The sequence below is a fragment of the Roseateles sp. DAIF2 genome (assembly GCF_015624425.1).
Classification (GTDB): domain Bacteria; phylum Pseudomonadota; class Gammaproteobacteria; order Burkholderiales; family Burkholderiaceae_C; genus Kinneretia.
Genome location: NZ_CP049919.1, coordinates 223,089 through 248,063, shown reverse-complemented (window position 1 = coordinate 248,063; position 24,975 = coordinate 223,089). Strand labels below are relative to the sequence as shown.

The 24,975-nt window shown below is 70.1% G+C and carries 24 protein-coding genes; 12 read left to right on the top strand and 12 right to left on the bottom strand.

Features of this window, described 5'->3' with window-relative positions; translation table 11 throughout:
• Nucleotides 1–50 precede the first annotated feature (50 nt).
• Both G8A07_RS01120 and G8A07_RS01115 read right to left on the bottom strand, forming a co-directional pair.
• Nucleotides 51–1,139, bottom strand: a complete 1,089-nt coding sequence (locus G8A07_RS01120) for a serine hydrolase (protein WP_195795308.1) — start codon at nt 1,137–1,139, stop codon at nt 51–53.
• 72 nt (nt 1,140–1,211) lie between these two features.
• Nucleotides 1,212–1,871: a peptidylprolyl isomerase gene (locus tag G8A07_RS01115; RefSeq protein ID WP_195795307.1), complete on the bottom strand. Its 660-nt coding sequence runs from the start codon at nt 1,869–1,871 to the stop codon at nt 1,212–1,214.
• Between the two features lie 268 nt (nt 1,872–2,139).
• Between G8A07_RS01115 and G8A07_RS01110 the strand changes: the two genes are divergently transcribed.
• Complete coding sequence (locus G8A07_RS01110; RefSeq protein ID WP_249937186.1) at nt 2,140–2,646, top strand: FKBP-type peptidyl-prolyl cis-trans isomerase; 507 nt, start codon at nt 2,140–2,142, stop codon at nt 2,644–2,646.
• A gap of 99 nt (nt 2,647–2,745) precedes the next feature.
• Here G8A07_RS01110 and panC read toward each other — a convergent pair whose 3' ends face one another.
• Both panC and panB read right to left on the bottom strand, forming a co-directional pair.
• Nucleotides 2,746–3,573, bottom strand: coding sequence for a pantoate--beta-alanine ligase (panC, locus tag G8A07_RS01105; protein ID WP_195795306.1), 828 nt, complete (start codon nt 3,571–3,573; stop codon nt 2,746–2,748).
• A 12-nt stretch (nt 3,574–3,585) separates the two neighbouring features.
• On the bottom strand, nt 3,586–4,395 hold the full coding sequence (gene panB, locus G8A07_RS01100; RefSeq protein ID WP_249937185.1) for a 3-methyl-2-oxobutanoate hydroxymethyltransferase: 810 nt from the start codon (nt 4,393–4,395) through the stop codon (nt 3,586–3,588).
• A gap of 131 nt (nt 4,396–4,526) precedes the next feature.
• Here panB and G8A07_RS01095 point away from each other — a divergent pair, with 131 nt between their 5' ends.
• From G8A07_RS01095 to G8A07_RS01065, 7 genes are all read left to right on the top strand, one after another.
• Nucleotides 4,527–5,447 (top strand): LysR substrate-binding domain-containing protein, encoded by a 921-nt coding sequence (locus G8A07_RS01095; protein WP_195795304.1) that lies wholly within the window; start codon nt 4,527–4,529, stop codon nt 5,445–5,447.
• A gap of 220 nt (nt 5,448–5,667) precedes the next feature.
• The gene (katG, locus tag G8A07_RS01090) at nt 5,668–7,815 is read left to right on the top strand and encodes a catalase/peroxidase HPI (RefSeq protein ID WP_195795303.1); all 2,148 of its coding nucleotides are present in this window, start codon (nt 5,668–5,670) and stop codon (nt 7,813–7,815) included.
• A 191-nt stretch (nt 7,816–8,006) separates the two neighbouring features.
• On the top strand, nt 8,007–8,528 hold the full coding sequence (locus G8A07_RS01085; protein ID WP_195795302.1) for a Dps family protein: 522 nt from the start codon (nt 8,007–8,009) through the stop codon (nt 8,526–8,528).
• Nucleotides 8,525–9,937 carry a TolC family protein gene (locus tag G8A07_RS01080; protein ID WP_195795301.1) on the top strand — a complete coding sequence of 471 codons (1,413 nt, stop codon included), beginning with the start codon at nt 8,525–8,527 and terminating at the stop codon, nt 9,935–9,937. The genes G8A07_RS01085 and G8A07_RS01080 overlap by 4 nt, the downstream gene beginning before the upstream one ends.
• A 21-nt stretch (nt 9,938–9,958) precedes the next feature.
• Nucleotides 9,959–10,933 (top strand): HlyD family secretion protein, encoded by a 975-nt coding sequence (locus G8A07_RS01075; RefSeq protein ID WP_195795300.1) that lies wholly within the window; start codon nt 9,959–9,961, stop codon nt 10,931–10,933.
• On the top strand, nt 10,930–12,093 hold the full coding sequence (locus G8A07_RS01070) for an ABC transporter permease (protein WP_249937184.1): 1,164 nt from the start codon (nt 10,930–10,932) through the stop codon (nt 12,091–12,093). Before G8A07_RS01075 ends, G8A07_RS01070 begins: the two co-directional genes overlap by 4 nt.
• Complete coding sequence (locus G8A07_RS01065) at nt 12,093–13,226, top strand: ABC transporter permease (protein ID WP_195795299.1); 1,134 nt, start codon at nt 12,093–12,095, stop codon at nt 13,224–13,226. The genes G8A07_RS01070 and G8A07_RS01065 overlap by 1 nt, the downstream gene beginning before the upstream one ends.
• 10 nt (nt 13,227–13,236) lie before the next feature.
• Here G8A07_RS01065 and G8A07_RS01060 read toward each other — a convergent pair whose 3' ends face one another.
• On the bottom strand, nt 13,237–13,530 hold the full coding sequence (locus G8A07_RS01060; protein ID WP_195795298.1) for a hypothetical protein: 294 nt from the start codon (nt 13,528–13,530) through the stop codon (nt 13,237–13,239).
• An 84-nt stretch (nt 13,531–13,614) separates the two neighbouring features.
• Here G8A07_RS01060 and G8A07_RS01055 point away from each other — a divergent pair, with 84 nt between their 5' ends.
• Nucleotides 13,615–14,439 carry a PPK2 family polyphosphate kinase gene (locus G8A07_RS01055; RefSeq protein WP_249937183.1) on the top strand — a complete coding sequence of 275 codons (825 nt, stop codon included), beginning with the start codon at nt 13,615–13,617 and terminating at the stop codon, nt 14,437–14,439.
• 10 nt (nt 14,440–14,449) lie between these two features.
• Here G8A07_RS01055 and G8A07_RS01050 read toward each other — a convergent pair whose 3' ends face one another.
• From G8A07_RS01050 to G8A07_RS01040, 3 genes are read right to left on the bottom strand one after another with little or no spacing between them, the layout of a single operon-like run.
• A complete protein-coding gene (locus G8A07_RS01050; RefSeq protein ID WP_305798634.1) occupies nt 14,450–16,624 on the bottom strand; it encodes an ornithine decarboxylase in 2,175 nt (724 codons plus the stop codon).
• A gap of 18 nt (nt 16,625–16,642) precedes the next feature.
• The gene (gene potE, locus G8A07_RS01045; protein ID WP_195795296.1) at nt 16,643–17,962 is read right to left on the bottom strand and encodes a putrescine-ornithine antiporter; all 1,320 of its coding nucleotides are present in this window, start codon (nt 17,960–17,962) and stop codon (nt 16,643–16,645) included.
• Complete coding sequence (locus tag G8A07_RS01040; RefSeq protein ID WP_195795295.1) at nt 17,959–20,274, bottom strand: Orn/Lys/Arg decarboxylase N-terminal domain-containing protein; 2,316 nt, start codon at nt 20,272–20,274, stop codon at nt 17,959–17,961. Before G8A07_RS01040 ends, potE begins: the two co-directional genes overlap by 4 nt.
• Before the next feature lie 238 nt (nt 20,275–20,512).
• Here G8A07_RS01040 and G8A07_RS01035 point away from each other — a divergent pair, with 238 nt between their 5' ends.
• On the top strand, nt 20,513–21,124 hold the full coding sequence (locus G8A07_RS01035) for a DJ-1/PfpI family protein (protein ID WP_195795294.1): 612 nt from the start codon (nt 20,513–20,515) through the stop codon (nt 21,122–21,124).
• A gap of 30 nt (nt 21,125–21,154) precedes the next feature.
• Here G8A07_RS01035 and G8A07_RS01030 read toward each other — a convergent pair whose 3' ends face one another.
• Nucleotides 21,155–22,072: a LysR family transcriptional regulator gene (locus tag G8A07_RS01030; RefSeq protein WP_195795293.1), complete on the bottom strand. Its 918-nt coding sequence runs from the start codon at nt 22,070–22,072 to the stop codon at nt 21,155–21,157.
• 77 nt (nt 22,073–22,149) lie between these two features.
• Here G8A07_RS01030 and G8A07_RS01025 point away from each other — a divergent pair, with 77 nt between their 5' ends.
• Together G8A07_RS01025 and G8A07_RS01020 are read left to right on the top strand one after the other, a co-directional pair.
• Nucleotides 22,150–22,896: a pirin family protein gene (locus tag G8A07_RS01025; RefSeq protein ID WP_195795292.1), complete on the top strand. Its 747-nt coding sequence runs from the start codon at nt 22,150–22,152 to the stop codon at nt 22,894–22,896.
• A gap of 3 nt (nt 22,897–22,899) precedes the next feature.
• Complete coding sequence (locus G8A07_RS01020; protein ID WP_195795291.1) at nt 22,900–23,523, top strand: RICIN domain-containing protein; 624 nt, start codon at nt 22,900–22,902, stop codon at nt 23,521–23,523.
• A 65-nt stretch (nt 23,524–23,588) separates the two neighbouring features.
• On the opposite strand, the gene G8A07_RS01015 is transcribed toward G8A07_RS01020, so the two are convergent.
• The 3 genes from G8A07_RS01015 to G8A07_RS01005 form a co-directional block, all read right to left on the bottom strand.
• Nucleotides 23,589–23,978: a hypothetical protein gene (locus tag G8A07_RS01015; RefSeq protein ID WP_195795290.1), complete on the bottom strand. Its 390-nt coding sequence runs from the start codon at nt 23,976–23,978 to the stop codon at nt 23,589–23,591.
• Nucleotides 23,975–24,685: a hypothetical protein gene (locus tag G8A07_RS01010; RefSeq protein ID WP_195795289.1), complete on the bottom strand. Its 711-nt coding sequence runs from the start codon at nt 24,683–24,685 to the stop codon at nt 23,975–23,977. The genes G8A07_RS01015 and G8A07_RS01010 overlap by 4 nt, the downstream gene beginning before the upstream one ends.
• 91 nt (nt 24,686–24,776) lie before the next feature.
• The gene (locus tag G8A07_RS01005; protein ID WP_195795288.1) at nt 24,777–24,947 is read right to left on the bottom strand and encodes a hypothetical protein; all 171 of its coding nucleotides are present in this window, start codon (nt 24,945–24,947) and stop codon (nt 24,777–24,779) included.
• Nucleotides 24,948–24,975 lie beyond the last annotated feature (28 nt).

Below are 24,975 nucleotides of genomic sequence, written 5' to 3'. Positions count from 1 at the left end.
CTAGCAGCTGGCCGTCCTCGCGACGTTTTCCGACAGCCTGCTGATCGGCATCAGGAGCGCCCGGCGGCCGGCGGCGCGACGAGGGCCGGATTGATCAGCGCCATGCCCAGGCTGTCGACATCCAGATGCCCGTTGGCCATCAGCAGCACGGCGCGGCCGCTCAGCTCGCTATAGCCGATGAAGCTGCGAAAGCCGCCGGTGCCGCCGTTGTGCCAGACGATGCGGTCGCCCGCCCGTTCGCTGCGGACCCAGCCCAGGCCCGCCGCGCTGCTGGCGCTGCGGCGCTGCTGCTCGCGTTCGGCACCGGCATCGAAGGGCGGGCGCCGGCGCCGCATGGCCTCCAGCAACGCCAGCATCTGGGTCGTGTCGGCGCGCAGCGCGCCCATCGCCGCCAGCGGCCCCATATGCCAGGGCGGCGTGACGCGGCCGCGCTCGTCATGCCCTGGTATCTGGCCGGCCATCAGGGCCTCGTCCAGGCCCGCGCCGGCGGCCCCGGCCGGGCGCAGCAGCTCGCGCTCCATCAGCGCGGCCAGCGGCATGCCGCCGGCGCGCTCCAGCACCTGGCCCAGCAGCGCATAACCGAGGTTCGAGTACAGGAACTCCGGCGGCTGCACGGCTCCTCCTCTCTTGACCCCCGGCCAATCGCGCAGCCACTGGATCAGGCGGTCCCGGTCGAGATGGCGGTAGGGGTCGTCATGCTCCGCGATCAGCGCCCAGATGAAGCGCGCCGACAGCGGCAGCCGCGGCAGGCCCGAGTGATGCGTGGCCAGGCTGCGCAGGCTCAGACGCCCCGCCGGCCTGCCGGCCAGTTCGGGCAGCCAGCGCTCGACCGGATCGTCCAGGCCCAGCCGGCCCTGCGCGGCCAGCCGCGCCAGCAGGCTGCCGCTCAGGGCCTTGGTCACCGAGCCCAGCTCGAAGCGAGACTTCATGTCCAGCGCCGGACCATCCCGCCCGCTACGCCCCAGCAGCAAGACTTCCGGCGGGCCGTCGCCCTCGAGCCGGGCCACCACCAGGCCGGTGGCCGACCCCGACCGGGCCAGCAGGCGCTCCAGGCGCTCGCGCTGCGCGGCCAGTGGTTCGAGCGCCAGCGCGGCCTGGCTCGCCACCCACATCAGACCGGCCGCCATCGTCGTCATCATCCGTCCCTTGTCCATCGATCAAGCATGAGACTTGGGCCTGAAGGGCGGATGAATGCTTGATCAACTCGCTCGCTACTTCAGCCGCTGCACCCAGTACACCAGCACCTCGGTGCGCGGCCGCCGGTCGGTATCGCTGTAGACATACACCGGCAGCTCGTTGATCGCGTCCAGCGTGTTCCAGCCCGAGATCAGGCGGCCGAACACCGCATAGCCCGGCTGCGCGGCGCTCTGGTAGTCCAACGCGCGGCTGTTGTCGAGCACATTGACGAAGAACTGGCTGGTGGCGCTGTTGGGCTCGCTGCGCCGGGCCATCGCGATCGTGCCGCGCAGATTGGACAGGCCGTTGTTGCTCTCCAGCGCGATCGGCGCATAGGCCGTCGGCCGCGGCACCTGGCCGCTGGTATAGCCGCCGCCCTGGACCACGAAGTCGCGCTCGACGCGGTGGATCAGCGTGTTGCTGTAATAGCCGTCGGCGACATAGCGCAGAAAGTTGGCGACGCTGAGCGGCGCATAGGGCCGGTCGTAGAGCTCGAACACCATCTCGCCGCTGCTGGTCAGCATGCAGACGGTCGGCCAGCTGCTCTGCGCCGAGGCCGCCAGCCCGGCCGGGCTGCAGCTCAGCGTGGGCGGGTTGGGATAAGGGTTCGGCCGCGGACGGGGCGGGTCGTTACCGCCATCACCGTCGCCGATACCGACGTAGACGGAGCCGCCGCCGCAGGCTGCTAGCAGCAAGGCAACCAAGATAGCGACAAGCTTGGGGGCAAGACGTACCGGTAGCGCAGGCATCGGAGTCCTCCTGGAGTTCTGGCGTGCAACGTGTTGCCGATCGTTCCCGCTGACGCACAACTTCACCCAATAGCAACAAGATGTGGCCGAAGCCGTCGCTACACTGCCGCGCGCGCCTTCCACGCGAAGGCATCTCCTCTCGGCGAGGCCGGCATGACCGGTGCCCTCGCTTATCGCCAACGGACCGGCAGCGACACGCAAGCTGGTCCACAACATGTCCGAACTGCCGACCATGAGCCTTGCGAAGACATCCCGTCGCCATCTCCTCGCGCTGAGCGCTGCCACCGTTACCTTACTGGGCCTGAGCGCCTGCGGTGGAGGCGGGGGCGGCAATGACAACACCCCCGGCTGGGGTGAAGTCTCCGGCTCCACAGCCATCACCACATTGAAGACCACCGACACCCTGTTGGGTGCTGGCGCCGAAGCACAAAACGGCAAGAAGCTGACCGTCCATTACACCGGCTGGCTCTATGACGTGCGGGTCACGGCCAATCAGAAGGGCACGCAGTTCGAAACCTCGACCAACGGATCCCCCATCGCCTTCACACTGGGGGCCGGAACCCTCATCAAAGGTTGGGAGCAAGGTCTGGTCGGCATGAAGGTAGGCGGCAAGCGCACCCTGTTGATCCCGGCTTCACTGGCCTACGGCAGTGCCGGACAGAGAGATATCCCTGGCAATGCCGCGCTGATCTTCGAGATCCAACTAATCGGCGCTGAGTAAGGACGGGACCCAACGACGCCCGAGGATCCGGCTATGCCGGGCCCGCGGGCATGCCCCCTTCGAGGGGGCGCGCGTAGCGCGTAGGAGGTGGGCTCTTCCTCAGACCTCGATGTTGTCGATCAGCCGCGTATTGCCCAGCCGCGCCGCGCCCAGGGCCACCAGGGCCTCGCCCTCGGCGGGCGCGCCCAGGTCGCGCTGGCGGCGCAGCACCAGGTAGTCGGGCGCCCAGCCGCGCGCGCTCAGGCGCTCCATCGCCAGCGACTCCAGCGCGGCCAGGTCGCGCTCGCCGGCCGACCAGCGAGCGATCATGCCCTTCAGCGTCGCGCTGAGCTGCAGCGCCTCGGCCAGCTCGGCCTCGCTGAGATAGCCGTTGCGCGAGGACAGGGCCAGGCCGCCGGCGTTGCGGCTGGTCTCGCCGGCCAGGATCTCGACCGGCAGCGCCATCTGCGCCACCATGCGGCGGATCACCATCAGTTGCTGGTAGTCCTTCTTGCCGAACACGGCCCAGCGCGGCTGCACGATGTTGAACAGCTTGGCCACCACGGTGCAGACGCCGGTGAAGAAGCCGGGGCGGAAATGGCCCTCCAGGATGTCGGCCAGCTCCGTTGGCGGCGCGAGCTTGTAGCCCTGCGGCTCCGGATACAGCTCGGCCTCGTCGGGCGCGAACACATAGTCGCAGCCGGCACCAGCCAGCAGCTCGGCATCGCGCGCCAGGGTGCGCGGGTAGCGGTCGAAATCCTCATGCGGCGCAAACTGCAGCCGGTTCACGAAGATGCTGGCGACGACGGGCCCGGCACCGGCCGCGGCGCGGGCCTGGTGCACCAGGCTCAGATGGCCCTCGTGCAGATTGCCCATCGTGGGCACGAAGGCCGTGGCCTGGCCGGCCAGCGCTTGGCGCAGCTCGGCGATGGTGTGGATGACTTGCATTGCGAGCACGGCTCAGTAACTGTGAAGGGCGTTGTCGGGGAAGGTGCCGGCCTTGACCTCGGCCACATAGCGGCGCACCGCATCCTGCACCGAGGACGCGCCCTGCATGAAGTTCTTGACGAAGCGCGGCCGGCGGCCCGGCGTCACGTCCAGCATGTCATGCAGCACCAGCACCTGGCCGGAGCAGCCGACGCCGGCGCCGATGCCGATCACCGGAATGCCCAGGCTCTGCGTCAGCTCGGCCGCCAGCGGTGCCGGCACCATTTCCAGCACCAGCATCTGCGCGCCGGCCTCGACCAGCTCACGCGCCTCGCGCCGCAGCTTGTCGGCCGCCGCGTCCTCGCGGCCCTGCACCTTGTAGCCGCCCAGCATCGTGACGGTCTGCGGCGTCAGGCCCAGGTGGGCGCAGACCGGGATGCCGCGCTCCACCAGGAAGCGCACCACCGGCGCGGTCCAGCCGCCGCCCTCCAGCTTGACCATGTGCGCGCCGGCCTTGACCAGCGCGGCCGCGCTCTTCCAGGCCTCCTCGCGCGAGGCCTGGTAGCTGTCGAACGGCAGGTCGCCGACGATCCAGGCCGTGCGCCGGCCGCGCGCGACGCAGCGGGTGTGATAGACCATCGCGTCCAGGCCCACCGGCACCGTCGTCGCCTCGCCCTGCAGCACCATGCCCAGCGAATCGCCGACCAGCATCACGTCCACGCCGGCCTCGTCCAGCAGGCTGGCGAAGGCGGCGTCGTAGCAGGTCAGCATGGCGATCTTCTCGCCGGCGGCATGCATGTCCAGCAGGCGCTGCAGGGACAGGGGTTTGCGTTCGGTACTCATGACTCGGGGGACGGGGCAGGATGTGCGAATAGCGGATTCCCGCATCGCGTGGCGGGCGCAGTGTAGCGGGGCCGGCAAGGCCCCCATGCCGGTGCAGACAATGTAGGCTTCGGTCCTGATAGGAGAGCTCCATGACCCTGACCGAGTTGCGCTACATCGTTGCCGTCGCCCGCGAGCGCCATTTCGGCCGCGCGGCCGAAGCCTGCTTCGTGTCGCAGCCCACCCTGTCCGTCGCGATCAAGAAGCTGGAGGAGGAGCTGGACGTCAAGATCTTCGAGCGCGGCGCGGCCGAGGTCACCGTGACGCCGCTGGGCGAGGACATCGTGCGCCAGGCCCAGTCGGTGATCGAGCAGGCCAGCGCGATCAAGGAGATCGCCAAGCGCGGCAAGGACCCGCTGGCCGGCGCGCTGCGCCTGGGCATCATCTACACGATCGGCCCCTACCTGCTGCCCGAGCTGGTCAAGCACACGATCGAGCGCTACCCGCAGATGCCGCTGATGCTGCAGGAGAACTTCACGGTCAAGCTGCTGGAGATGCTGCGCACCGGCGAGCTGGACTGCGCGATCATGGCCGAGCCCTTCCCCGACACCGGGCTGGCGATCGCGCCGCTGTACGACGAGTCCTTCGTCGTCGCGGTGCCGGCCCAGCATCCGCTGGCGCAGCGCGAGTCGATCAGCTCGCAGGAGCTGAAGAGCGAGACCATGCTGCTGCTGGGCACCGGCCATTGCTTCCGCGACCATGTGCTGGAGGTCTGCCCCGAGTTCGCGCGCTTCTCCAGCGACGCCGAGGGCATCCGCAAGAGCTTCGAGGGCAGCTCGCTGGAGACGATCAAGCATATGGTGGCCTCGGGCATGGGCATCACCGTGGTGCCGGCGCTGTCGGTGCCCAAGGAGCCGCAGACGCACCTGCGCTTCATCCCCTTCACCGCGCCGGTGCCGACCCGGCGCGTGGTGCTGGCCTGGCGCCGCACCTTCACCCGCTACGAGGCCATCGCGGCGCTGCGCAACGCGATCTACGACTGCACGCTGGACGGCGTGACGCGCCTGTCCTGACCCTGGCGCCTGGGTCAAGACCTGACCCTGCCACACCCAACCGCAGCCGCCTCCGGGCGGCTGTTTTCATTGCGGCGTCGCAATTTCCGGAGCAACATCCACGGGCCTGTTTTGGTTTTAGCTATTACTGAATTTGCATCTATCGATTAGCGCTATTCCCAGGCAGAACCTAAGCTTTGCGCCATGCCGGCTCGAGCCGGCGACAACCGAGGAGAAGCCGATGTCAAGCCAAGCCAAGTGCCCCTTCCACCATGCCGCCGGCGGCGGCACGACGAACCGCGACTGGTGGCCCAACCAGCTGCGCGTCGACCTGCTGAACCAGCATTCCGAGAAGTCCAACCCGCTGGGCGAGAAGTTCAACTACGCCGAGGAATTCAAGAAGCTCGACTACAAGGCCCTGAAGGCCGACCTGGTCCGGCTGATGACCGACAGCCAGGACTGGTGGCCGGCCGACTTCGGCCATTACGGCCCGCAGATGATCCGCATGGCCTGGCATGCCACCGGCACCTACCGCACCCTGGACGGCCGCGGCGGCGGTGGGCGTGGCCAGCAGCGCTTCGCGCCGCTGAACAGCTGGCCCGACAACGTCAACATCGACAAGTCGCGCCGCCTGCTCTGGCCGATCAAGCAGAAGTACGGCCAGCAGATCTCCTGGGCCGACCTCTTCGTGCTGGCCGGCAATGTCGCGCTGGAATCGATGGGCTTTCGCACCTTCGGCTTCGCCGGCGGCCGCGAGGATGTCTGGGAACCGGACCTGGACGTCAACTGGGGCGCGGAGACCAGCTGGCTGGGCACCGACAAGCGCTTCCACGGCGACCGCGAGCTGGACCACAACCTCGCCGCCACCCACATGGGCCTGATCTATGTGAACCCGGAGGGCCCCAACGCCAGCGGCGACTACCTGGCCGCGGCCAAGGACATCCGCGCCACCTTCGGCCGCATGGCGATGGACGACGAGGAGATCGTCGCGCTGATCGCCGGCGGCCATACCTTCGGCAAGGCCCATGGCGCCGCGCCCGAGTCGCACAAGGGCCCCGAGCCCGAGGGTGCCGGCCTGGAGGCCCAGGGCCTGGGCTGGAACAGCAACTTCGGCAGCGGCCATGGCAAGGACACCGTCTCCAGCGGCATCGAGGTGACCTGGACCAAGACCCCGGCGCTGTGGAGCAACAACTTCTTCGAGAACCTGTTCAAGTTCGAATGGGAGCTGGAGCACAGCCCCGCCGGCGCCAAGCAATGGGTGGCCAAGGACGCGCCGGAGAACATCCCGGACGCCCATGTGCCGGGCAAGTTCCACAAGCCCAAGATGCTGACCACCGACCTGACGCTGCGCTTCGACCCGGAGTTCGGCAAGATCTCCAAGCGCTTCCACGAGGACCCGCAGGCCTTCGCCGAGGCCTTCGCCCGCGCCTGGTACAAGCTGACCCACCGCGACATGGGCCCGAAGGCGCGCTACCTCGGCCCCGAGGTGCCGAAGGAGGACCTGCTGTGGCAGGACCCGCTACCCGCCGCCAGCCATGCGCCGAGCGCGGCCGACATCGCGGACCTGAAGGCCCGCATCGCCGCCTCCGGCCTGTCGGTCGCCGAGCTGGTGTCGACCGCCTGGGCCTCGGCCTCCACCTTCCGCGGCGGTGACAAGCGCGGCGGCGCCAATGGCGCGCGCCTGGCGCTGGCGCCGCAGAAGGACTGGGAGGTCAACGCGGTCGCGGCCCGGGTGCTGCCCCGGCTGGTCGAGATCCAGCGCGCCTCGGGCAAGGCCTCGCTGGCCGATGTGATCGTGCTGGCCGGCGGCGTCGGCATCGAGCAGGCGGCCAAGGCGGCCGGCCAGGCGCTCGAGGTGCCGTTCACGCCGGGCCGCGTCGACGCGACGCAGGCACAGACCGATGTCGAAGCCTTCGCGGTGCTCGAGCCGCTGGCCGACGGCTTCCGCAACTACCGCAAGGGTCCGATCGGCGCGCCGACCGAGGCCCTGCTGGTGGACCGCGCCCAGCTGCTGACCCTGACCGCGCCCGAGCTGACCGTGCTGGTCGGCGGCCTGCGCGTGCTGGGCGCCAATGCCGACGGCGGCCCGCAGGGCGTGTTCACCGACCGGCCCGGCGTACTCAGCAACGACTTCTTCGTGCGCCTGCTGGACATGAACCTGGTCTGGAAGGCGGTCGACGCCGAGGCCGAGCTGTTCGAGGGCCGCGACCGCAAGAGCGGCGCGGTGAAGTACACCGGCACCCGCAGCGACCTGGTCTTCGGCTCCAACTCGGTGCTGCGCGCCTATGCCGAGGTCTATGCCAGCGCCGACGGCCAGCCGAAGTTCATTCGCGACTTCGTCGCGGCCTGGACCAAGGTGATGAACCTCGACCGCTTCGACATCCAGTGAAAGGAGACCGGCCATGACTTCCCGCACGTTGCGCCGCCGTCTGGGCCTGGTGCTGGTCATGGCCGGCGCCCTGCTGAACGCGCAGTACCTGGTCGACTGGATGAGGTATCACAACACCTGACCCCTTGCAGGTTCTATAGTCGATGCCATCTTTCTCTCTCTCCCCCACCTCACAAGGAAGGACCCGTTCGATGAGCAGCAAGAAGAGCAACAAGGCCAGCAAGAGCAGCAGCGGCGCCGCCGGCATCAACATCGGCATCGGCGAGAAGGACCGCGGCGCGATCGCCGACGGCCTGTCCCGCCTGCTGGCCGACACCTACACGCTCTACCTGACCACCCACAACTTCCACTGGAACGTGTCGGGTCCGATGTTCAACTCGCTGCATGCGATGTTCATGACCCAGTACACGGAGCTGTGGAACGCGGTCGACCCGATTGCCGAGCGCATCCGCTCGCTGGGCTTCCCGGCACCGGGCTCCTATGCCCAGTTCGCCGCGCTCAGCAGCCTGAAGGACGCGCCCACCGCCCCGCCGAAGGCGCTGGAGATGGTGCGCATCCTGGTCGAGGGCCATGAGGGCGTCGCACGCACCGCGCGCAGCCTGTTCCCGCTGGTCGACAAGGCCAGCGACGAGCCCAGCGCCGACCTGCTGACCCAGCGCCTCGCGGTGCACGAACAAGCCGCCTGGATGCTGCGCAGCCTGCTGGAAGAATGATCGATCGCTCCCGCCGGCCGCCGGCCCTGCTGGGGCTGCTGCCGGCCTGCCTGTGCCTGCTGGCGGGCACGGCCCAGGCCCAGGCCCAGCAGGCGCTCAGCTGGGACGACGCGCTGCAGCGCCTGCGCAGCGGCTCCGACCAGCTGGCCGCGGCGCGCGCCGGCGTCGAACACCAGGAGGCCCGCGCCGAGGGCATCGCCCGGCTGGGCGGCCCCAGCGTCAGCCTGCTGGGCGCGGCCTACAGCTACAAGGCCAGCCTGGACCTGAACCTGGACCCGCTGTCCCAGGGGCTGAACCAGATCGTCGGCCGGCTGCCGCCGCTGCTGGGCGGCATCGTCTCGCAGCTGCCCCAGCTGCCGCACAGCTACACCCTGGAGCGCCGCAACAGCGGCGAGACCGCCCAGCTGAGCGCCTTCTGGCCGCTCTACCTGGGCGGCGCTGCCGATGCCGCGCGCGGCCTGGTCGCGGCCCAGACCGCGGAGGCCCGCGCCGAACTGCTGGGCAGCGAGCATGACGCGACCGCCCTGCTGGCGCAGCGCTATTTCCTGACCCAGCTGGCGCGCCGCGCCGCCGCGCTGCGCGAGGCCGCGGCCGAGGGCGTCGCCGCGCATGACGCCGCCGCGGCCAAGATGCAGGCCGCCGGCGTCGCCTCGCGGCTGGAGCGCCTGCAGGCCAAGGCCGCGCTGGAGGAGGCCCGGCACCAGGCCCGCAAGGCGCGCAGCGACGCCGAGCTGGCCGCGCTGGCGCTGGCGCGCAGCCTGAAGCTGGAGGCCCAGCCCGCGCCCAGCACGCCGCTGGCCCTGCACAGCCAGGCCCTGCCGCCGCTGCCGGACTTCCTGATCGTCGCGCTGCAGAACCACCCGGGCCTGGCCCGGGTCGCGGCCAAGAAGGAGCAGGCCGCCGAGCTGCTGCGCGCCAGCCATGCGCTGAACCGGCCCCAGGTGTTCGCCTTCGGCCAGCGCGCGCTGAACCACAACGGCGACTGGGTCGCCGGCGTCGGCGTGCGCGTCAATCTGTGGGACTCGCTGGACCATGCGGCGCTGGAGCGCTCGCACCTGCGCCAGATCGCCCAGGCCGATGCCACCGATGCCCAGGCGCGCAGCGACATCGCGCTGCTGGTCGAGCGCCAGTGGCGCGCCACCGAGAGCGCGCGCGAGCAGTACCTCGGCCTGGCCGCGCAGGACGAGCTGGCCCAGGAGCTGCTGCGCCTGCGCCAGGCCGGCCTGCGCCAGGGCACCAGCACCGCGCTGGACCTGATCGACGCCGAGCTGAACCTGGCCAAGCAGCGCACCGCGCGCGCCCAGGTGGCCTACGACTATGTGCTGGCGCTGACCGGTCTGCTGCAGGCCTGCGGCCAGCTCGACAGCCTGGGCGACTACCTGGCCCGGGCCGACATCAAGCTCGAATGATTGACTGAGGATCCGCCGACGATGAAGGCAAGCAAAAAGATCCTGCTGCCGCTGGCCCTGCTGATCGCCGCCGGCCTGGGCATCTGCGCGCTCTGGCAGGCCGGGCGCGGCCCGGAGCAGGCGCCGATCCAGGGCATGATGGAGGCGCAGGAAACCGACATCGCGCCCAAGCTGACCGGCCGCATCGCCGAGCTGGCGGTGCAGGAGGGCCAGACCATCGCCAAGGGCGCGCTGCTGCTGCGCATCGACAGCCCCGAGGTCGCGGCCAAGCTGGCCCAGGCCAGCAGCGCCGAGGCGGCGGCCTCGGCCGTCGCGCTGAAGGCGCGCAACGGCGCGCGGCCGCAGGAGATCCGCATGGCCCAGGCCAATTACGAGCGCGCCCAGGCCGGCGCCGATCTCGCCAAGGCCAGCCACGCGCGGGTCGAGAGCCTGTTCAAGGACGGCCTGGTGGCCGCGCAGAAGCGCGACGAGGCCGCCACCAACTGGCGCGCCAGCGAGCGCCTGGCCGAGGCCGCCAAGGCCCAGTGGGAGCTGGCCCTGGCCGGCGCCCGCAGCGAGGACCAGGCCGCCGCCACGGCGCAGGCGCGCCAGGTCGCGGGCCTGGTGCAGGAGGTCGAGGCGGCGCGCGCCGAGACCGAGCTGAAGAGCCCGGTGGCCGGCGAGGTGGCCAAGCTGCTGGCCAAGGTCGGCGAGCTGTCGCCGGCCGGCGTGCCGGTGGCGACCATCGTCGACCTGGCCGACCAATGGGCCGTGTTCAATGTGCGCGAGGACCAGCTGGCCCGCTTCGCGCTGGGCCAGGAGTTCGAGGCCCGGCTGCCGGCGCTGCAGGACCGCAAGGTGCGCTTCAAGGTGACCGCCTCCAAGGCCCTGCCCGATTTCGCCACCTGGCGCGCGACGCGCGGCAACCAGGGCTATGACCTGAAAACCTTCGAGGTGAAAGCCCGCCCGCTGAGCCCGATCAAGGATGCCCGCCCCGGCATGAGCGTGCTGCTGTGAGCCCGGGCAGGCGCGCCGTCTGGTCGCGCGAATGGGCCCGGCTGCGCGCCGATCCACTGGACCTGGCGATGCTCGGCTGGGTGCCGCTGCTGCTGGGCCTGCTGATGCTGTGGACCTTCTCGGCCGGCCTGGCGACGCGGCTGCCGATCGCGGTGCTGGACCAGGACCACAGCGGCCCCTCGCGCCAGCTGCAGCGCCTGCTCGATGCGGCGCCGGGCCTGGCGCTGAGCGCCGCGCCGGCCGACCCGGCCGAGGCGCGCGCCCTGCTGCGCGACGGCCGGGTCTATGCGCTGCTGGTGATCCCCGCCGGCCTGGCGCGCGAGCTCAAGCGCGGCCGCGCCGCCCAGGTGCAGCTGCTGCACAACGCGCAGTTCTCGACCCATTCGGGCCTGATCCAGAAGGATGTGCGCGGCGCGGTGGGCACGATGTCGGCCGGCATCGAGCTCCTGGCGCGCGAGAAGCGCGGGCAGAGCCCGCTGGCCGCGGCTCAAAGCTTCGAGCCGCTGCGCGCCGGCCTGGCCTCGCAGTACAACACCGCGCTGAACTACCAGCAGTTCCTCGCCACCGCGCTGATGCCGGCGCTGCTGCACCTGCTGGCGATGGTGGCCGGCGCCTGGACCGCCGGGCGCGAGCTGCGCGACGCCAGCAGCCCCGCCTGGCTGGACGCCGCCGGCGGCCGCGCCTGGCCGGCCCTGCTGGCCAAGCTGGCGCCGGCCTGGCTGCTGCTGTGCGCCACCGACGCGCTGATCCTGCTGGCCCTGCAGGGCCTCGGGCTGCTGCAGTCGGGCGCCATGCTGCTGGCCCTGCATGCCGCGCTGCTAGCGCTGTACCTGGCGCTGGGTGCGGCGCTGGCACTGCTGGCGCGCTCGCTGCGGCTGGCGCTGTCGGCCGCCGGCTTCATCACCGCGCCGGCCTTCGCCTTTTCCGGCATTGGCTTTCCGCTGATGGCCATGCCCGAGGGGGCGCGGCTGTGGGCCGAGGCCCTGCCGCTGACCTGGACCCTGCAGGTCCAGGTGGGCCTGCTGCAGCAGGGCTGGGCCGCGCGCGCCGCGCTGCCGCTGCTGGGTGCGCTGCTGGCCGGCACGCTGGCGCTGCTGGCCCTGGCGGCCTGGCGCCTGCCGCGCGTCGCCCATGATCCCGCCGCCTGGGGGAAGCGCTGATGCTACGTACCTGGCTGGCCGAGGTCCTGCGCACCTGGCGCTCGGTGCTGGGCGATGCCGGCGTGCTGCTGATGCTGGCGATCGCGCCGCTGCTCTATTCCTTCTTCTACCCCTGGCCCTATTCGACCGAGCAGCTGCAGCGCGTGCCGGTCGCGCTGGTCGACCAGGACCACAGCGCGCTGAGCCGGCAGATCCAGCGCTTCACCCAGGCCAGCCCGCGGCTGGAGCTGCGCCTGCTGACCGCCGACGAGGGCGAGGCGCGCGCCGCGCTGGCGGCCGGTGAGATCCGAGCCTATGCGCTGCTGCCCGCCGGGCTGAAGCGCGAGGCGGGCCGCGGCCGGGGTCAGGTCGTGCCGGTGCTGGCCGACGGCGCCTATTTCCTGCCCAACAAGATCGCGCTGCTGGGCTTCGCCGAGGTGATCGGCACCGTCTCGGCCGGCATCGAGCTGCGCCAGCTGCAGGCGCACGGCCAGTCGCCGCAGCAGGCCGCGGCCGGCCGCAACCCGCTGAACCTGCAGCTGGGGGCGCTGTACAACCCGCATGAGGGCTATGGCAGCGCGGTGGTGCCGGCGGTGGCGGTGCTGATCGTGCAGCAGCTGCTGCTGATCGGCGTCGCGATGTGGGTGGGCCAGCGCTTCGAGATAACAGGGCCGGCCCGGCCGGCCGAGGGCGCCGCGGTCTGGAGCGCGCGCATCGCCGCCTTCGCCGCCTTCGGGCTGGCCAGCGGCGCCTGGTTCTTCGTGCTGATCTTCCCCTTCTTCGGCTATGCGCATGGCGGCAACCAGGCCGGCGCCGCGCTGCTGCTCCTGCCCTTCGCCTGGGCGGTAGCCGCGGCCGGCGTGGCGCTGGGCGCGCTGCTGGCCGAGCGCGAGCGCGCGATGCAGCTGCTGCTGGCCAGCTCGCTGCCGATCGCCTTCCTGGCCGGCTTCTCCTGGCCGCGCGAGGCGCTGCCGGCGCCGCTGTGGTGGCTGGGCGAGCTGTTCATCCCGGCGGTGCCGGGCATCCAGGCCTTCCTGCGCCTGAACCAGATGGGCGCGCCGCTGCAGGCGGTACAGGCCGAGGCCCTGGCGCTGACCTTGCAGGCGCTGGCCTACAGCGCGCTGGCCGCCTGGGCGCTGCGCCGGCGCCGCTGAGCGCTTTGGCTCAGCCGGGCAGCACGATCAGCGCGATCGACCCCAGCATCTGCGCCAGTATCGCCATCGGCTCGAAGCGCCGCCCGGGCTGCGTCTGGTGGTGCCGATAGATCTCGCTCAAGGTCCGATTCAAGCCGCCCTCCCGCCATATCTGGTGCCACAGCAGCGCCAGGGTCGCGAAGATCAGGGCATAGCCGAGGTAGAGCGCGGCCGGCACGCGCGCCTGTGGCCAGCACAGCAGCGGCAGGGTGCAGGCGATCGTCGCGCCATGCACCGAATCCCGTGAACGTTCAAGCCATCGCATCGCCGCGGCTCCTCTCCCTTGTCCGACCAGCTTAGCCGAAGCCGCGCGGCTACCATCTTCATGTCCTCACGATCGGAGCTGCCGATGCCAAAGCCGCATGACCCGCTGGCCCCCTACCGCCTCGCCGCCGAGACCGAGCTCGACCTGGTCGACTTCGATCCCGCCGCCAAGCCCTGCTCCGGCGGCGACAAGGCGGCCGACAAGCGCGAGGTCGAGGCGCTGGCGCTCGAGCTGGACGCGCTGCAGAACCTGTTCTATGCCGACCGGCGCTTCAAGCTGCTGGTGGTGCTGCAGGGGCTGGACACCAGCGGCAAGGACGGCACCCTGCGCGGCGTGTTCGGCCGCATGAGCCCGCTGGGCGTGCACACGGTGAGCTGGAAGGCGCCCAGCAGCGCGGAGCGCGACCATGACTATCTGTGGCGCATCCACCAGCAGGTGCCGGCGGCCGGCGAGATCACGGTGTTCAACCGCAGCCATTACGAGGACGTGCTGGTGCCACTGGTCAACGGCGCGATCGACACCAAGCAGGCCAGGCAGCGCTACGCGCAGATCCGCGACTTCGAGCGCCTGCTCAGCGAGACCGGCACCGTGATCCTGAAGTTCATGCTGCACATCTCCAAGGACGAGCAGCGCGAGCGCCTGCAGGCGCGCCTGGACGACCCGGAGAAACGCTGGAAGTTCCAGGCCTCGGACCTGCAGACGCGCGCGCAATGGGACGCCTACCAGCGCGCCTACGGCCGCGCGCTCGGCGCCACCGCCAGCCCCTGGGCGCCCTGGCATATCGTGCCGGCCGATTCCAAGACGCACCGCAACCTGATGATCGCGCGCCTGCTGAAGACCAGCCTGCAGGCGCTGCCGCTGCGCTATCCGGACCTCGATCCGGCGCTGGCCAAGCTGAAGGTGCAATGACGGAGCCGGGTCAGCCCTTTTTCAGCACATAGCCATAGGCGCGCCGCAGGCCGTCGGCCTCGGCCCTGACATAGACGCCCTGCAGCTCCGGCTCGAAGCCCGGCAGCGCATTGATGCCGGCCTCCAGGGTCCGGAAGTAGCGCAGCGCCGGCCCGCCCCAGACCTCGCCCGGCACCACGCACAGCACGCCCGGCGGATAGGGCAGCGCGCCCTCGGCCGCGATGCGGCCCTCGATGGCCGACAGCGGCACCAGCTCCACCTCGTTGCGCACCAGCGCGGCGTTCGCCGCCTGCGGCGTCATGGCCCGGCGCGGCAGGTGCTGGCGGCGGAACATCTCCTTTTGCCGGCGCTTGATGTCGTGCTCGCGGTAGAAGTCGTGCATGCGCTGGCACAGCTGGCGCAGGCGCAGGCCCTCGTAGACCTGCGGATGCGCGACGCACAGGCTGGGCAGCACCTCGCGCAGCGGGCTGTCGTTCTCCAGGTGATGCTCGAACTGCACCAGGCGCGCGATCAGGCTCTGCAGCTTGCCGAAGCTCTCGGACGGGGTCAGCAGGAACAGGATCGAGTAGAGGTCGGACTTCTCCGGGATCACGCCCTGCTCGCGCAGGAAATGCGCCAGCACCGCGGCCGGCGCGCCGAAGGGCTCGTATTCATGCGTGTCGCGCGCGATGCCCGGCGTGGTCAGCAGCAGCTTGCAGGGGTCGACGAAGTACTGGTTCTCGGCGTAGCCCTCGAAGCCATGCCAGCTCTCGCCGGGCTGGAAGCGGAAGAAGCGCAGCTCGTCGACGATCTGCTCGGTCGGGTGCTCGGCCCAGGGCCGGCCGTCGACCTGACGCGGGATGAAGGGCGCGATATGGCGGCAGCTCTTCAGCAGCAGCTTGCGCGCCTCGACGCCGTTTCTCACGCAATCGCGCCACAGGCGCCGGCCGGCCGGGCCGTCGTGTATCTGCGCGTTGACGTCCAGCGCCGCGAACATCGGATAGAAGGGGCTGGTCGACGCATGCATCATGAAGGCGTTGTTGAAGCGCTTGTGGTTGCAGTAGCGCTGCTGGCCCTTGATGTGGCGGTCCTTCTTGTGGATCTGCGAGCTCTGCGAGAAGCCGGCCTGCTGCTTGTGCACCGACTGGGTCACGAACAGGCCCGGATCCTCCGGCCCCAGCTCCAGCAGCAGCGGCGAGCAGTCGCGCATCATCGGGATGAACTGCTCGTAGCCGACCCAGGCGGAATCGAACAGGATGTAGTCGCACAGCCGGCCGATGCGGTCCACCACCTGGCGCGCGTTGTAGATCGTGCCGTCGTAGGTACCGAGCTGGATCACCGCGACGCGGAAGGGGCGCGGCGCATCGGCGCGCTCCGGCGCCACCTCGCGGATCGCGGCGCGGATCGCCGCCTCGTCGAAGGCCTGGGCGTCGATGCCGCCGATGAAGCCCCAGGCATTGCGCGCGGTCTCCAGGTAGACCGGCTGCGCGCCGGCCAGCACCAGCGCGCCCAGGTGCACCGACTTGTGGTTGTTGCGGTCGAACAGCACCAGGTCGCCGGGCGCCAGCAGCGCGTTCAGCACCACCTTGTTGGAGGTGGAGGTGCCGTTCAGCACGAAGTAGCTCTTGTCGGCGTTGTAGATGCGCGCGGCGTTCTTCTGCGCCTGCAGCGCCGGGCCCTCGTGGATCAGCAGGTCGCCGAGCTTGACGTCGGCATTGCAGAGGTCGGAGCGGAACAGGGTCTCGCCGTAGAAGTCGAAGAACATCCGGCCCAGCGGATGGTTGGAGAAGAACTGGCCGCCCTGGTGGCCGGGGCAGTCGAACTCCACATGGCCGCGCCGCACATAGTCGCGCAGGGTGCGGAAGAAGGGCGGCAGCAGACCGTCGGCATAGCGCTCGGCCGCATCGGCGATCTGACGGCCGTGGTAGTGGCGCCCGCCATGGCCCAGCTGGATCACGCCGGCCACGCGCGGCAGCAGCGCTTCGCCGAGCGCCTCGCCCGGCTCGACGGTGACGAACAGCGGCACCGCGAAGCCGCGGTGCGCCAGCGCCTCCAGCACCCGACCGGCCTCGGCATGGCGCACGACGGCGGCGGCGATGTCGGTGAAATCGGTGGCGAACACGTCCACCTGGGCCTGCGGCGTGATGAACAGGCCCTGCAGGGCCGGGTCCATCGCGATCTTGAACAGTTGTTTGCTTTGATCCATGTCTTGACTCCCCGTCGCTCAGAGGCTCTCGCGGCCGTTCTTCAGGAAACGCAGGCCGGCGACGCCCCACAGGGTGAAGCCCAGCATCACGACATAGAAGGCCAGGGTGATCGCCTGCGAGCCCGAGCTGTAGATCGCGTAATAGCTGTAGGCCGCGCCGATGCTGGCGACGACATTGGTCAGCAGGGCCTTGGCCGGGGTCACCTTGTAGGCCTTCTGGATGATGAAGATCGCGCCCATCGACATCACATAGGGCACGATATTGGTCACCACCGCCAGGTTGACCAGCGCATCGAACTGCTTGGTCAGGTCCGGGCTGATGGTCAGCAGGCCCAGCGCGGTCTGCGCCACGCCCAGGATCAGCATGCCGGCGATCGGCACGCCCTTGGCCGTGGCCTTCGCAAAGATCGAAATGAAGTAGCCGACATCGGCCGAGCTCTTGAACACCTGGGCCACGGTGAACTGCCAGCCCAGCAGCGAGCCGACGCAGGCCAGCACCATCAGCGCCGAGACCACGTCGCCGATCATCGGGTTGAACATGCGCGCAAAGGCCAGGCCGAAGGGCGCGGTGGAGGCGGCCAGGTCGGCGTTCGGCACGATGCCGGCGATCACATTGGTCGACAGGATGTAGATCACCGCCGCGCCGATGGTGCCGCCCAGCACCGCGATCGGCACATTGCGCTCCGGGTTCTCGACCGCGTCGGCATTGGCGCAGGCCGACTCCAGGCCCAGGAAGGCCCACAGCGTGATCGCCACCGAGGCGCCCATCGCCTCCAGCAGCGACAGGCCATGCGGGTTCCAGGCCGCGACATAGAGCGCCGGCTCGAACCAGAACCAGCCCAAGGTGGCCATGCCGGCCACCGGCAGGATCACGCCCCAGACGGTCAGGCTGCCGATGCGCCCGGTGATGCTGGCGCCGCCGAAGTTGGCGATGGTGGTGAGCCACAGCAGCGCGATGGTCGACAGGCCGACCGCCAGCGGGCTCAGCTTGAGGCGGAACAGCTCCTCGGCATAGCCCACCGCGGTGGTGGCGATCGCGACATTGGCGATCACCAGCGAGATGCCGTAGGTGAAGTTGGCCATGTAGTTGCCGCCCAGGCCGAAGGCGTATTCCGAATAGCCGCCCATGCCGCCGGGCTTGCGGCTGAGCATGCCGCAGCGCGCGAAGGCATAGGCCAGGCACAGCGAGCCGGCGGCCGTCACCAGCCAGGACAGGATCGAGATCGTGCCGACCTGGGCCAGCTTGGCCGGCAGCAGCACGATGCCGGAGCCGATCATGTTGACCGCGGTCAGGATGGTCAGCTGGCTGACCGTCATCTTCTTCGCGGCGGCCGTCATTGCGCGGCTCCGTCGCGCGCTTTCAGCACCTCGACCAGGTAGCGGCCGTCACCGTCGCGCACGACGCCGTGGATGTCCGATTCGAAGCCGGGCAGCAGCGCGTCCTGGGCCTGGGCCAGGTGCAGGTAGTCGACGATCGCGCGGGTGCGCTCGTCGTAGCGCTCGCCCGGCATGATCAGCGGGATGCCCGGCGGATAGGGCACCAGCATCGCGGCGGCGACCCGGCCGTCCAGCGCGTCGATGCCGACATGCTCGACCCGGCCATGCACCAGGGCGTCATAGGCATCGGCCGGGCGCAGCACCATGCTCGGCAGCTCGGTGTACATCTCGTTGAGCACGGCCGGCATGCGGTGCTCGCGGTTGAACTCGTGCAGGCGCTGGCACAGCCCGCGCAGGCCCATGCCGGCATAGACCGCGCTTGCCTGCTCGACCAGCTGCGGCAGCGCCTCGGCCAGCGGCGCGTCGCGGTCGTAGAGGTTCTTGAAGGCCAGCAGCTCGGCCACCAGGGTGCTCCACTTGCCCTTGGTGATGCCCATCGAGAACAGCACCAGGAAGGAGTAGAGCCCGGTCTTCTCGACCACGATGCCGCGCGTCCACAGGAACTTGGAGACCACGGCCGCCGGGATGCCCTGCCCGGCCATCGCGCCGGCGATGTCCAGGCCCGGCATCGTGATCGTCACCTTGATCGGGTCGATCAGCACATAGTCCTCGGCCAGGCGTTCGCCGAAGCCATGCCAGGCGGCGCCGGGCTCCAGCACCCAGTCCTCCGCGCGGGTCTGGGCGATCGCCGCGTCGTCGCCCGAGGCCAGGCGCCGGGCGATCGCCTCCGGCTGCCAGACCTCGAACCACCAGTCCTCGCGCGCCAGCTCGCCGCGGATATGCTGCATCGCGACGCGAAAACGCATCGCCTCGCCATGCATCTCCTGCACCAGCGAGGGCCCGGCCGCGCCCTCCATCATGTGAGAGGCCACGTCGCAACCCGCGATGATCGCGTAGTTGGGCGAGGTCGAGGTGTGCATCATGAAGGCCTCGTTGAAGCGGTCCACGTCGAGGCGGCGCTGGCGCGAGTTCCGGACATGGATCATCGAGGCCTGCGAGAAGGCGGCCAGCAGCTTGTGCGTCGAATGGGTGGTGAAGACCACCGGGTGCTCGGCGCGCTCGCCGCCCTTGTCCATGCCGTAGCGCCCGGCATAGAAGGGATGGAAGGCCGCGTAGGCGTACCAGGCCTCGTCGAAATGCAGGAAGTCGACGCCGCTACCGATCGTGTCGGTGATCTGGCGCGCGTTGTAGCAGAGCCCGTCGTAGGTGGAGTTGGTGACCACCGCCATGCGCGGCCTGCCGCCGGCGATCTTGCCGGCCAGCGGATGGGCCGCCACCACCGCGCGCATCGCCTCGGGTTCGAACTGATCGCGCGAGATCGGGCCGATGATGCCGTGCGCATTGCGCGAGGGCCGGAAGTAGCAGGGGATCGCGCCGGTCATGATCATCGCGTGCAGCAGCGACTTGTGGCAGTTGCGGTCGATGAAGACGATGTCGTCGCGGCCCACATTGCCATGCCAGACGATCTTGTTGGCGGTCGAGGTGCCGTTGGTGACGAAGAAGGTGTGGTCGGCGCCGAAGTTGCGCGCGGCGGCCGCCTCGGCGGCCTTGATCGGGCCGGAATGGTCCAGCAGCGAACCCAGCTCGGGCACCGAGATCGACAGGTCGGAGCGCAGCGTGTTCTCGCCGAAGAACTGGTGCAGGGTGCGCCCCACCGGACTCTTGGTGAAGGCCACGCCGCCCGCATGGCCCGGCGTGTGCCAGGACATATTGGACTCCAGGCAATGCCGTACCAGCGCCTTGAAGAAGGGCGGGAACAGGCTCTCCACATAGTCCTCGGCGGCGCGCAGCACCTGGCGCGCGATGAAGGTCTTGGTGTCCTCGAACAGGTAGATGTAGCCCTGCACCTCGCGCAGCAGCCGCGTCGGCAGCGCCTCGGCGGTGCGCCGCTCGCCGTACAGGAAGATCGGCAGCCGGCCATGGCGCTCGCGCACCAGGGCCAGCAGCGACTGCATCTCGGCCCATTGCGCCTCGCCCTGGGCCTCGCTGCCGTCGATCGACACCAGCACCGCGGACACCGCGTTGAAGCTGCGGCCGCCGACCCGCACATCCTCCAGGGTCAGGCCGCTGAGCACCTGGGCGCCCTGCTGCTGCAGCTCCTGCGCCAGCGCGCGCACCAGGATGCCGCCGATATGCTCGGCCTGGAAATCCCGGTCCAGCACCGCGACCGGGAACTCGAAGGACCTCAACAAGGAACTCTTGCTGCTGCTCATGCCAACCTCCTTGAACGGGAGGCCGCAGGGGCATGCCGGCCTCACCATCTTGACCATCGGACTCATTACTGCGCCGTCCCGACGAGCGGCATGCCTGCTGTTGCCGCAGGTCTGTCCGGGCCAGCGTAGCCCAAGAGCCAAGGGAGCGACAAGGGGGTCAGGTCTTTCCTTCTAGGTGTTCATGACGGCGTCAGGGTCGGAACTTCCGCAGACCGAACAAGACAATCACAATGCGCCCATGCAGCGCAGCACCCGCATCGCCATCCTGACCTTCGACGGCTTCAACGAGCTGGACAGCTTCATCGCGCTGGGCCTGCTGAACCGGCTCAAGCCGCTAGGCTTCGCGGCCGAGCTGTGCGGGCCCGGCGGCCATGTCACCTCGATGAACGGCGTCAGCGTGCAGCTGCAACGCCCGCTGGAATGGGCCAACGAGGCCGAGGTGGTGCTGTTCGGCTCCGGCCTCTACACCCGCGCAATCGCCGAGAACGGCGCGCTGCTGGACCGGCTGCAGCTGGACCCGGTCAAGCAGCTGGTCGGCGCGCAATGCTCGGGCACCCTGCTGCTGGCGCGCCTGGGCCTGCTGGGCGACCGCCCGGCCTGCACCGACCTGACGACCAAGCCCTGGGTGGTCGAGGCCGGCGTGCGCGTGCTGGACGAGCCCTTCCATGCCCAGGGCCCGGTCGCCACCGCCGGCGGCTGCCTGGCCTCGCAATACCTGGCCACCTGGGTGATGCTCCTGAAGGCCGGCGAGGCGGCCGCGCGCGAGGCGCTGCACTATGTGGCGCCGGTGGGCGAGAAGCAGGACTATGCCGAGCGGCTGATCGCGCGGGTGCGGCCCTTCGTCGACTGAAGCCGCCGGGCAAGACCCGGCCCTCCCCGTTCAGTCCAGGCCGTAGCCGGCCCGCTCCAGCTCCTGCGCCAGGAAATCGAAGAACACCCGCGCCCGCGGCGAGAAGGAGCGGCGCGCGGTGGTGACCGCATAGACCGTCAGCGGCGCGGGCAGGAAGGGCTCCAGCAGCGGCAGCAGCCGGCCATCGGCCAGCAGGTCGTCGACGACGAAGCGCGGCGTCAGCGCCAGCCCCAGGCCTGCCAGCAGGGTCTCGCGCAGCGCCAGGCTGTTGTCGACGCGCAGGCAGCCGCTCACCTCGACCTCCAGCTCCCGGTCCTCGATCCGGAAGGGCCAGGCATCGCCGCTGCTGGACAGCGCATAGACCAGGGCCTGGTGCGCCACCAGGTCCGCCGGTGTCACCAGCGCCGGGGCCTGGCGCAGATAGCGCGACGCGGCGACCAGCACCCGCGGCACCCGGCCCAGCGGCCGCGCCACCAGGCTGGAATCGGGCAGCGGCCGGCTACCGATGCGCACCGCGCCGTCGAAGCGCTCGGCCACCAGGTCCACATAGCGGTCGTTCAGCGACAGGTCCAGGCGCAGCTCCGGATGACGCAGCAGAAACTCGGGCAGGCGCGCGCTCAGGCAGCGCAGCGCGAACGAGGTCGGCAGCGCGATGCGCAGGGTGCCGCGCGGCGCATCGCCGAGCGCGCGCACCCGCGCCAGCGCCGCCTCGGCATCGTCCAGCAGCTGCGCGCAGTCGGGCAGGAAGGCCTCGCCGGCCATCGTCAGCCCGACCCGGCGGGTGCTGCGCTGCAGCAGCTGCACGCCCAGCGCCTGCTCCAGCCCGGCCACCAGCTTGGTGACGGCGCTGCCGGTCACGCCCAGCCGCGCCGCCGCGCGGGCGAAGCTGCCGGACTCGGCCACCGCCCGGAAGGCGCGCAGGGACTGCAGGCTGGGGGAATCCGCCATCAATTACTTCCTCTTTGGAATCAAACCAATTCCCCGAAGTGTCATCCATTCCTGCAGCTACTGCCTAGCATCGGCGCATGGCTCTTCCCTCCTCCCCCTACGAGATCCGCCGCGGTGCCGAGCGCGGCCGCATGCGGACCGATTGGCTCGACGCCCGCTTCAGCTTCGCCTTCGCCGACTACGCGCCGCCCGGGCGCGAGCATTTCGGGGCGCTGCGAGTGCTGAACGAGGACTTCATCCGGCCGGCCAGCGGCTTCGGCATGCACCCGCACCGGGACATGGAGATCCTCCTGATGCCGCTGCGCAGCGCCGTGCAGCATGAGGATTCGCTCGGCAACCGGCTGGACGTGCAGCCCGGCGAGCTGCTGGTGATGCACGCCGGTCGCGGCATCTGGCACAGCCAGATGAATGCCTCGCCCGAGCAGGAGGACCACCATCTGCAGCTCTGGCTGCTGCCGCGCCGGCAGGACGCCGAGCCGGGCATCGCCTGGAGCGCCTTCGCCGAGGCCGGCCGCGAGGGCCGCTGGCAGCTCTGGGCCTCCGGCCATGGCGAGCCCGAGGCGCTGGCGATCGATGCCGAGGCGCGCGTGCTGCGCGCCCGGCTGCCGGCCGGCCAGGGGCTGGCCAACCCGCTGGCGGCGGGCCGGCGCCTGTACCTGCATGTGGTGTCCGGCGTGGTGCGGCTGCGCCCGGCCACGCGGGACACCGAGGAGCTGCTGCAGGCCGGCGATGCGCTGGCCTGGCCGCGCGGCGCCGCCTTCGAGCTGGAGGCCGCGCCGGAGGCGCCCGCCGACTTACTGCTGTTCGACCTGGGAGAGGACTAGACGATGAGCATCGACCACCCGCCTGCCCGCAAAGGCGGCACCGCCGGCCGGCTGCTGGGCCTGACCCTGCTGGCCGTGCTGGCCGGCTATGGCAACCCGGCCGCGGTATTTGCCCAGCCCAAGCCCTATCTGGCGCTGGCGGACCGGCTGGACCGGCCGCAGGACGGCTATTGCATCGACATCGCCGGCTCGGGCGATTGGATCGATGTCACGATCCCGCTGGCCGCGCACAACTGCAAGGGCCCGGCCACCTATCCGGACCAGGCGGTGCGCTACGACCCCGCCAGCGGCCAGGTCCGCTTCTACCGGCTACAGGTCTGCATGACCGCGCTGGGCCGCAACGGCCGCAGCCTGGCGCAGATGCCGCTGCTGGCCCAGCCCTGCGTCACGCCCCATGTGTCGGAGCCCCTGCCCTTCGCCAGCGCCGCGCTGCAGGCCTTCGACTTCCGCAGCGACGGCCGGCTGGAGCTGCGCGGCAGCGGCCTGTGCGTGGTGGCCGGCGCCAGTTCGGACACCACCTTCAGCCCGGCCGACAAATGGCGCGCGCTGCAGATGACGCCCTGCACGGGCGCGCCGGCCGCGCTGTCGGTGTGGGTGCGGCCGCCGGCGCCGTCGGGCAGCGGCTGAGGGCCGGACGGTCAGCTGGAATGGCGCCATGCGGGGCACGGCGGGCCCGAGCCCCTGACCAAGCTTCAGCGGGACAGGCGACTGATGCCGAGCATCTCGGCCTGCTCCGGGAAGCTGCGCGCGAAACTGAGCTTGAGCGTTGCCGCCGCCGGGCCATCGGGAAGGGTGATGCCGTACACATGGTCCCGGGCTTCGGCGGGTGCCATCTGGACATGCTTGCCGGCAACCCGCGAAGCCGGATAGCGCTGGCGCAGCTCGGCCGCCGTGGTCTTGAGGCTCAGGCCGGCGAAGCTGAAACCTTCTGCATCCGCCGCCCATGCACCGGGCACCAGCAGCACAAGCAGTAGCCAGACGCTGCAGCGGGCGGCGATCGCGAAGGAGAAGAAACAAGCGGCACAGAGAGGTCGCCACATGCCGTCACCGGCGGCGTCACGCACCGCGGGAGGGATCATCATGGCTCGTACCTGGGATAAAAGGCATCGAAGTCGGCCAGCGAGAACGCGGGGAATTCCACCTGCCGGGTGCGGGAGGAGGCCGGCTTGTTGTTCCTGTAGGCCTGCTCAATCACCTTGCCCGTCAGGAAGTTGGTGGATCGCTTGGAGGCCAGCTCCACTTCACCGTTGCGGCCGCAAGCGGGCTCCTGGGTGTCCATGCCGGTCAGCCCCCAGACGGCGGGCGACTCGCGCTGCGCAAATCGATAGCGGGTGACGTAGACCCCGCAGGCCGAGCGCGCATTGATCTGCAGGGAGAAGCGCGTGTCGGACTGCGCCTCCAGCGCCTCGATATCGGTGCGCCCGCTGGCGTCCGAAAAATCGAAGGGCTTGGACCTGGCAAGCTCCCGGAAGCCTCGACCACCGGGCAGGCGCTCCAGCACAAAGACAAAGGCCGGTCGCGCGCTGTTGTTCTCGCCATAGGCCACTCCGAACACCCGGGAAAGCGCGGGCGCCCCCTCTTCGGTCGAGAGCCAGTGCATGCTGGGCTCCGACATACCGGCCCTGACATAGGCCGCCACGCTGGGATGGGTCTCGTCGCTGGACGCCGCTGCCGGGGCCTGTGCCGTCACCACACAGACGACGAGAGTCAGGACGGCCCCGAGGTGGCGTCGAATGCGACGCTGCGCCGGACGGGTCGGGCCGGTGATTGATGTGACGGGGTTGGGCATGCGGATTCGATTGGTCGCCGGCTTGCAGCGGTATGTTGCTTGGTGGGTCGCTCGATTGATTGCTTGGTCGACTGCTTGCCCGAGCGCCTTATCAGCCCGGGCCGGACTGCGCCGGGTCCACATAGAGCCAGGCCGGTTCGCCCGCGGTGAAGGCCGCGAAGCCGGCAACCTCGCTCTGCTCGCCGCCGTCTTCAGCTCCTGCAGCATCGTGGATGGCGCAGACAAGGGGCCAGTCATTGCGAGTGTCGGGGCGGATGGGCATGGGGCTCAACCTTTAAGCTCGGCGGAAA